This is a genomic window from Neobacillus bataviensis (assembly GCF_019969725.1).
Genome location: NZ_JAHXYW010000014.1, coordinates 119,736 through 127,651, shown reverse-complemented (window position 1 = coordinate 127,651; position 7,916 = coordinate 119,736). Strand labels below are relative to the sequence as shown.

The 7,916-nt window shown below is 39.9% G+C and carries 6 protein-coding genes and 1 rRNA gene; all 7 read right to left on the bottom strand.

Annotated features, from left to right (window positions below):
• Nucleotides 1-70: ribosomal RNA gene (locus LC455_RS26120) — 16S ribosomal RNA — on the bottom strand; the annotation flags it as partial.
• Between the two features lie 217 nt (nucleotides 71-287).
• Nucleotides 288-2,840 carry a DNA gyrase subunit A gene (gene gyrA, locus LC455_RS26115; protein ID WP_223595410.1) on the bottom strand — a complete coding sequence of 851 codons (2,553 nt, stop codon included), beginning with the start codon at nucleotides 2,838-2,840 and terminating at the stop codon, nucleotides 288-290.
• A 78-nt stretch (nucleotides 2,841-2,918) separates the two neighbouring features.
• Entirely contained in the window at nucleotides 2,919-4,841 is a 1,923-nt protein-coding gene (gyrB, locus tag LC455_RS26110) for a DNA topoisomerase (ATP-hydrolyzing) subunit B (protein ID WP_223595418.1), read from the bottom strand.
• Between the two features lie 79 nt (nucleotides 4,842-4,920).
• Nucleotides 4,921-5,169: an extracellular matrix regulator RemB gene (remB, locus tag LC455_RS26105; RefSeq protein WP_223595408.1), complete on the bottom strand. Its 249-nt coding sequence runs from the start codon at nucleotides 5,167-5,169 to the stop codon at nucleotides 4,921-4,923.
• A gap of 8 nt (nucleotides 5,170-5,177) precedes the next feature.
• Entirely contained in the window at nucleotides 5,178-6,296 is a 1,119-nt protein-coding gene (recF, locus tag LC455_RS26100; RefSeq protein ID WP_223595406.1) for a DNA replication/repair protein RecF, read from the bottom strand.
• 18 nt (nucleotides 6,297-6,314) lie between these two features.
• Nucleotides 6,315-6,530: a S4 domain-containing protein YaaA gene (gene yaaA, locus LC455_RS26095; RefSeq protein WP_223595404.1), complete on the bottom strand. Its 216-nt coding sequence runs from the start codon at nucleotides 6,528-6,530 to the stop codon at nucleotides 6,315-6,317.
• Nucleotides 6,531-6,678: 148 nt separating this feature from the next.
• Nucleotides 6,679-7,815 (bottom strand): DNA polymerase III subunit beta, encoded by a 1,137-nt coding sequence (dnaN, locus tag LC455_RS26090; RefSeq protein WP_223595402.1) that lies wholly within the window; start codon nucleotides 7,813-7,815, stop codon nucleotides 6,679-6,681.
• Between the last annotated feature and the right edge of the window lie 101 nt (nucleotides 7,816-7,916).

Below are 7,916 nucleotides of genomic sequence, written 5' to 3'. Positions count from 1 at the left end.
TTCGCTCGACTTGCATGTATTAGGCACGCCGCCAGCGTTCGTCCTGAGCCAGGATCAAACTCTCCAAGAAAGTTGATTAGCTCATAAAATAAAACGTTGGCTCGTTTCAAAAAGAAACGAATATTATGTTTGTTGACGTTTTTGTTTGTTTAGTTTTCAAAGATCGATTTTTCCAATCGCCCGTAAGCGACTTAATAAATATATCATCTGTAATAATTTAAGTCAACGGTTTTTTAAAACTTTTTATATAAAGAAAGGGAACATACCCTGTATGCTCCCTTTGCTTCTTATTCTTCATCACCCTCAGGGGCAATTTCTTCAGAAGAGATTGTCTCTTCCTGGCTGTTTTCTTCATTCACAGAAGGGGTTTCTTCACCCTCACTGCCGCTTTCATTCTCAACAGCTTCCTCTTTCTCTACTTTAGCTACTGTGGCCACAAACTCATTTTCATTTTCTTTTATGCTAATGAGTTTGACACCTTGAGTATTCCGGCCTATTCTTGCAATCCCAGCTACATCAATGCGAATAAGGACGCCGCCAGTTGTAATCAACATAAGATCTTCTTCACCTGTTACGGCTCTCATGGAAACAAGATTTCCATTCTTCTCGGTTACGTGGCAAGTTTTGATACCTTTACCGCCTCTGCCTTGAATTCGGTATTCAGCAGCAGGTGTACGTTTTCCGTAACCATTTTGGGTCACGATTAGAACATCATTGTCCTCTTCTAAAACTTCCATTCCGACCACTTCATCGCCGTGATCCAAAGTAATCCCTTTTACTCCGGTAGCGGTCCGGCCCATTGACCTGACATCCGTTTCTGGGAAACGGATTAACATCCCGTTCTTTGTACCAATAATCATATCCTTTGATCCATCTGTCATGCGGACAGAGATCAGTTCATCACCTTCACGGAGACTCAATGCAATGAGACCATTGTTACGGATGTGCGCAAACGATGATAATGGTGAACGTTTTGAGATTCCTTCCTTAGTTGTAAAGAACAAGAACCAATCGTCCACGAATTCTTCCACCGGAATAATAGCGTTTACCCATTCTCCTTTTTCAATGCCAAGAAGGTTAATAATCGGAATTCCTTTCGCGGTACGGCTAAATTCTGGTATTTCATAGCCCTTTGAACGATATACTTTTCCCTTATTAGTGAAGAATAAAATCGTATCATGGGTTGAAGTAGTGATTAAATGTTCCACAAAATCATCTTCATTCGTTCCCATTCCCTGAATGCCGCGGCCGCCGCGTTTTTGCGCACGGTAGGTGGACACTGGCAGGCGTTTAACATAGCCATTATGTGTTAGGGTGATGACAATATTTTCACGTGGAATTAAATCTTCATCTTCAATATTTTCAATGCCGCCCGCCTGGATTTCTGTACGGCGCTTATCATTGAAACGTTCTTTGATTTCTAATAATTCCCCACGGATGATTTCAAGAATCTTTTCTTCATCAGCTAAGATTGCTTTTAATTCCGAAATAAGCTTCATAAGGCTTTGATATTCATCTTCAATCTTTTCTCTTTCCAAACCTGTTAAACGCTGCAGGCGCATATCCAGGATTGCCTGGGCTTGTTTTTCAGAAAGATTAAATTCCCTCATTAAACCTTCACGGGCAATATCAGTTGTTTGCGAGTTTCGAATAAGAGTAATCACGGCATCTAAATTGTCCAGCGCAATTCTTAAACCCTCTAAAATATGAGCACGTGCTTCCGCTTTACGCAGTTCAAATTCTGTTCTCCGGCGGATAACTACTCTTTGATGATCTAAGTAATAAATCAAGCATTGTTTTAGACTTAACACTTTCGGCTGTCCATCTACAAGGGCCAAGGTGTTGATTCCGAAGCTGGTTTGCAGGGCAGTTTGCTTATATAAGTTATTTAAGAGGACATTAGCATTGGCATCTTTACGGACCTCAATAACAATTCTCATTCCTCTGCGGTCTGATTCATCTCTAAGGTCAGTTATGCCATCAATTTTTTTATCACGTGCTAATTCCGCAATTTTTTCAATTAATTTTGCTTTATTTACTTGATATGGCAATTCATTTACGATAATGACTTCCTTGCCATTCGATTTTTGTTCAATCTCTACTTTAGCTCGGATAGTTATCGATCCTCGGCCTGTTTCGTAGGCCTTACGAATACCGCTCCGGCCAAGAATGATTCCTCCAGTCGGGAAATCCGGACCCGGAATTATCTCCATCAACTCTTGAGTAGTAATTTCAGGGTCATGACTGACCGCCAATACGCCGTCAATGACTTCACCAAGCTGGTGGGGCGGGATATTGGTAGCCATACCGACCGCTATACCGGTAGTTCCGTTAACTAGCAGGTTTGGAAATCTTGCCGGCAGAACAACAGGTTCTTTTTCTTCACCATCATAGTTATCTTGGTAATCAATTGTATCCTTGTTGATATCTCTTAATAATTCCATCGAGATTTTGGACATTCTAGATTCGGTATACCGCATCGCTGCTGCGGCATCCCCATCTACGGAACCAAAGTTCCCGTGTCCATCAACAAGCATATAACGATAGTTGAAGTCCTGCGCCATCCGAACCATCGTTTCATAAACGGCGGAATCGCCATGCGGGTGATATTTACCGATAACGTCACCGACGATACGAGCAGATTTTTTATATGGTTTGTCCGCATGGATTCCAAGATCATGCATAGCATATAAAATACGGCGATGTACGGGCTTTAAACCATCCCGAACATCTGGAAGGGCACGTGAAACGATAACACTCATTGCATAGTCAAGAAAAGAAGATTTCATTTCCTGACTGATATTAATCTCTTTTATTTGAGAATTTGGTGTTTCAGCCATATTTGGTACCTCCTATAATGATCACCTGGCCACCCAGGTAAAAGAAAAGGAGGATAGTGGTTAAACCTCTACCCTGATTTATATATCTAAGTTCTTAACATATTGTGCGTTGGCTTCAATGAAGTTCCGGCGTGGTTCTACTTTTTCACCCATAAGCATTTCAAACGTTTCATCTGCTTCGATCGCATCCTCAAGACTAACCTGAAGCATGCTTCGTTTTTCAGGATCCATTGTTGTTTCCCATAATTGTTCAGGATTCATTTCTCCCAAACCTTTATACCGCTGGATATTCGGCTTTGGCTGGCTTGGCAGCTCAGCGAAAATCCGCTCAAGCTCTTTATCGTTATACGCATACTCAATCCGTTTTCCTTGCTGCACTTTATAGAGTGGAGGCTGGGCGATATAAATATAACCTGCTTCTAGTATTTTTCTCATGTAGCGATAGAAGAAAGTTAAAATCAGTGTTCGAATGTGAGCACCATCCACATCGGCATCCGTCATAATGACAATTTTATGATAACGCGCCTTCGAAATTTCAAAATCCTCGCCAATTCCTGTTCCAATGGCGGTAATCATAGCTCGAACTTCGTTGTTTGAAAGAATTTTATCTAAGCGTGCTTTCTCAACATTAAGGATTTTCCCTTTTAACGGTAGAATCGCTTGGAAATGGCGATCACGGCCTTGTTTTGCAGAGCCGCCCGCAGAATCACCCTCAACGATATACAATTCGCTTTCATAGGGATCCTTAGAAGAACAATCCGCTAATTTACCCGGTAAACTGGAAACCTCTAACGCGCTTTTCCGGCGGGTTAATTCTCTGGCTTTCTTTGCTGCAAGCCTTGCTCTCGCAGCCATTAAGCCTTTATCGATAATTTTCCTGGCAACTGTCGGATTTTCCAGCATGAATTTTTCAAAATGACTAGCAAAGACTGTATCGGTAATCGCTCTTACTTCAGAATTTCCGAGTTTTGTTTTTGTTTGTCCTTCAAATTGTGGATCAGGGTGTTTGACCGAAACAATGGCGGTTAACCCTTCACGAACATCCTCTCCAGAAAGGTTCGTATCATTTTCTTTAATCAAACCATTTTTTCGGGCGTAGTCATTAATAACCCTAGTTAAGGCTGTTTTAAAGCCTGATTCATGCGTTCCACCTTCATAGGTATGGATATTATTAGCGAAGGAGTAAATGTTATCAGTATAGCCTTCGTTATATTGAAGAGCGACCTCCACACTAATGCCATCGCGCTCGCCATCAATGTAGATTGGTTCTTCATGAATAACTTCCTTTGTACGGTTTAAATGCTCTACATAGGATTTAATACCGCCTTCGTAGTAATATTCATTATGTTTATTTTCAACTCGCTTATCTTCGATCGTGATTTTAATTCCTCGGTTAAGGAAGGCAAGCTCACGAAGACGAGTAGCTAGAATGTCATATTCATATACCAGGGTTTCAGTGAAGATTTCACCATCTGGTTTAAAGTGTGTAATGGTACCGGTTTTATCGGTAGTTCCAATTACCTCAAGTTCTTGGACAACCGCTCCGCGTTCAAATTTAATTAAGTGAATTTTACCTTCGCGGTGGACATAAACCTCAAGTTCAGTGGAAAGGGCATTAACAACCGATGCACCAACCCCATGAAGTCCTCCAGAAACCTTGTAGCCTCCGCCGCCAAATTTACCTCCGGCATGAAGAACCGTCATAATGACCTCAACGGCAGGTCTGCCCATTTTCTCTTGAATATCAACCGGAATACCACGGCCGTTATCCTTTACTGTGATACTATTGTCTTCCTCAATGAAAACATTGATTTCATTACAGAAGCCGGCTAGCGCCTCGTCAATACTGTTATCAACGATTTCCCAAACGAGATGATGGAGGCCTTTGCCGCTTGTTGAACCGATATACATACCAGGCCTTTTTCTTACTGCTTCAAGTCCTTCTAGAACCTGAATTTGTTCCGCACCGTAGGATTGTTCTTCTAATGCTTTTTGTTCCATAGTCATACCTGTTCACCTGCACCTTCATACAAAAATATAGCTATATTTTCGTTTTAAAAACAATAAAAATATGATGTATTTAAAATTCCTGGATATTCAATTGGCTGGAACGTTTCTTTAACGTTCCAGAAGCAATTGGGGATAAATAAACTTTGTCATAGGTAATAATAATCGACTTAAAGGGGTTTTTGGATAAATTCATAACTTTCTCTTTATGGTGGTTCAAGAACTCTTCCACGAGCTCTGATTGGTTGGCACTTTCTTTATCCAGGATGGTAATAATATCCTTTGCCCGGATATTGTGATCTTCCCCGATATGAATATACATGCTCCACCTCAGTTGACTTTCTTTATAGAGCCAGATTCCACAACAAATGTGGAGGCTTCCTTCAATGTCTGATGGTCAATCCCTTCCACACTCGTGGTTGTTACAAAGGTTTGAACCTTGCCTTGGATGGTATTGAGCAGATGAGATTGTCTATAATCATCTAACTCTGATAACACATCGTCCAGAAGGAGAATCGGATATTCCCCAATTTCGGCATAGATTAGTTCAATTTCTGCAAGCTTTACAGACAATGCTGTTGTCCGCTGCTGACCTTGTGACCCAAAGGTTTGAACATCCCTTCCATTTACAAAAAACATCAAATCATCGCGATGAGGGCCAAACATGGTTGTTCCGCGTTCAATTTCCCTTGCGCGTACTTTCCCGAACTTTTCTTCAAAGCATGCTACCATTTTCGACAAATCTTGTCCTTCTAATACCTCTACGGAAGGTTTATAGTTTATTTCAAGCGATTCAAGCCCCCGCGATATCCCTTGGTGAATTGGTTTTGCCCAATTTTCAAGCAGCTGTAAGAACTCAAATCTTTTGGTGACAATTTTCACGGCCATTTGAATAAACTGTTCAGTTAAAATTTCAAGCATTGTCTGATCGGTTTGCTTTTTTATCTGCATCATTTTTAAATAATGATTACGCTGCTGGAGTATTTTTTGATATTGACTCATATCATGTAAATAAATTGGCGAAACCTGCCCAATTTCCATATCTATAAACCGTCTTCGCACCTGCGGACTGCCTTTTACTAAGTTAAGGTCCTCTGGCGCAAACATGACTACATTCAAATTCCCCACATACTGGCTTAATTTTTGCTGTTCAATATGGTTAAGCCTTGCCTTTTTTCCTTTTTTGGAAATAACCAATTGCAGCGGAAGCGAGCTGTGCTGTTTTTGAACCCTGCCTTCTATTTTAGCATAATCTTGATCCCAGCGAATAAGATCTTTATCGTTTGATGTTCGGTGCGATTTAGCCATCGCTAATACATAAATGGATTCCATTACATTGGTTTTACCTTGAGCATTTTCTCCCAAGATTACATTTACTTTATTTTCAAATTCAATAAATAAATCATCATAATTGCGATAGTCTTTTAACGCTAATTTTTCAATATACATGCGCAGGACATCCTTTAGTTACTCGGTAATGACAAATTCCCCAATACCGGCAATTTGAACCTTGTCACCTGCCCGAAGCTTTCTTCCTCTTCTTTGGTCTTGTTCACCATTGATAAATACCTCGTGTTCACTTAAAAACCATTTTGCCATTCCCCCAGATTGGATCACATCAGCTACTTTTAAAAATTGTCCTAATGTAATAAATTCTGTGTTCAGCTTTATTTCTCCAGGCACAAAAGTCAACCTCATTCCTAAAATGGTCTCAATACTTTATTTTACTAAATTTTCGCCTTAGATACAAAGAATTCTCAAAAGTTATCTCACAATAGTAAATATAGCCGCCAATGGTGTGGCGGCTATATACACAAGGTTGTATAAATATTTAGTACGTTCTTACAGGTAAAATCAGCTGCAAAATGGTTTCGTCATGAAGGGGGCGAATCAGGAACGGGCGCATAGCACCAGTAAAGCTCACTCTGATATCGGTTCCTTCTAATGCTTTTAGGGCATCCATCATATATTTTGCACTAAAGGAAATTTTTAAATCTTCTCCCTCAATCGCGCCGCTTTGAATTTCTTCTACAACCTTACCGATCTCTGGTGTATTTGAAGAAATTTCGATAATTCCATCCTCAATGGTTGAAAATTTAACAACATTGTTTCTTCCTTCACGAGCAAGCAGAGAAGCACGATCAATCGCCTGCAAAAATTCTTTCGTATTGACTGTCACATCTGTTTTACTTTCACTTGGAATTAATCTGGATGTATCCGGATAGTTGCCTTCTAACAATCTTGAGAAAAATAATAAGTGCTTGGCTTTAAATAAAATTTGATTTTCTGTAATCACGATATCGATTAATTCATTTGTATCATCAATAATTTTACTTAATTCATTTAGGCTTTTTCCTGGAATAACAACATTATAGGTTTCGTTATTTGCCGTTTCAATTTTCGCTTTCCTTAATGCAAGTCTGTGGCTATCTGTTGCAATACAGGTTAACTCGCCATTTTCAATCCTCCAGTTTACACCTGTCAAGATTGGGCGTGTTTCTGAGGTGGACACAGCAAAATGCGTTTGGCGAATCATCGCTTTTAACAAGTCGGTCGCAATATGAAATTTATTATTTTCCTCTACTTGCGGCAGGTGAGGGTACTCTTCTGCATCAAGGCCGTTAAGGTTAAATTCTGATTTTCCGGAGCGGATAACTGTTTGCAGCGATCCAAGTACTTCAATTTCAACGGAATCAGTCGGTAATTTTTTTACGATTTCGCTAAAAAACTTAGCTTGTAAAACAATCGCACCTGTTTGTTTGATCTCTACAATTTCATCCCCAGACTCCTCTTTAGGAATAAAAGATTCAATAGAAACATCAGAATCACTTCCTGTTAAAGTAACTCCGTCTGTTGTCGCAGCAATTTTAATTCCCGTAAGAATAGGAATGGTGGTTCTTGTTGTAACAGCCTTCATAACATCTTGAACACTTTGAACAAGACGATCGCGCTGGATAATAAATTTCATAATTAAATCCTCCCTGTAAGCATATTTTAAATGCGTAAGCATATAATATTATTTTTTAAAAAATATAGTAGAAGTACTAGTAGGCCCTGTTAGTATGTGGA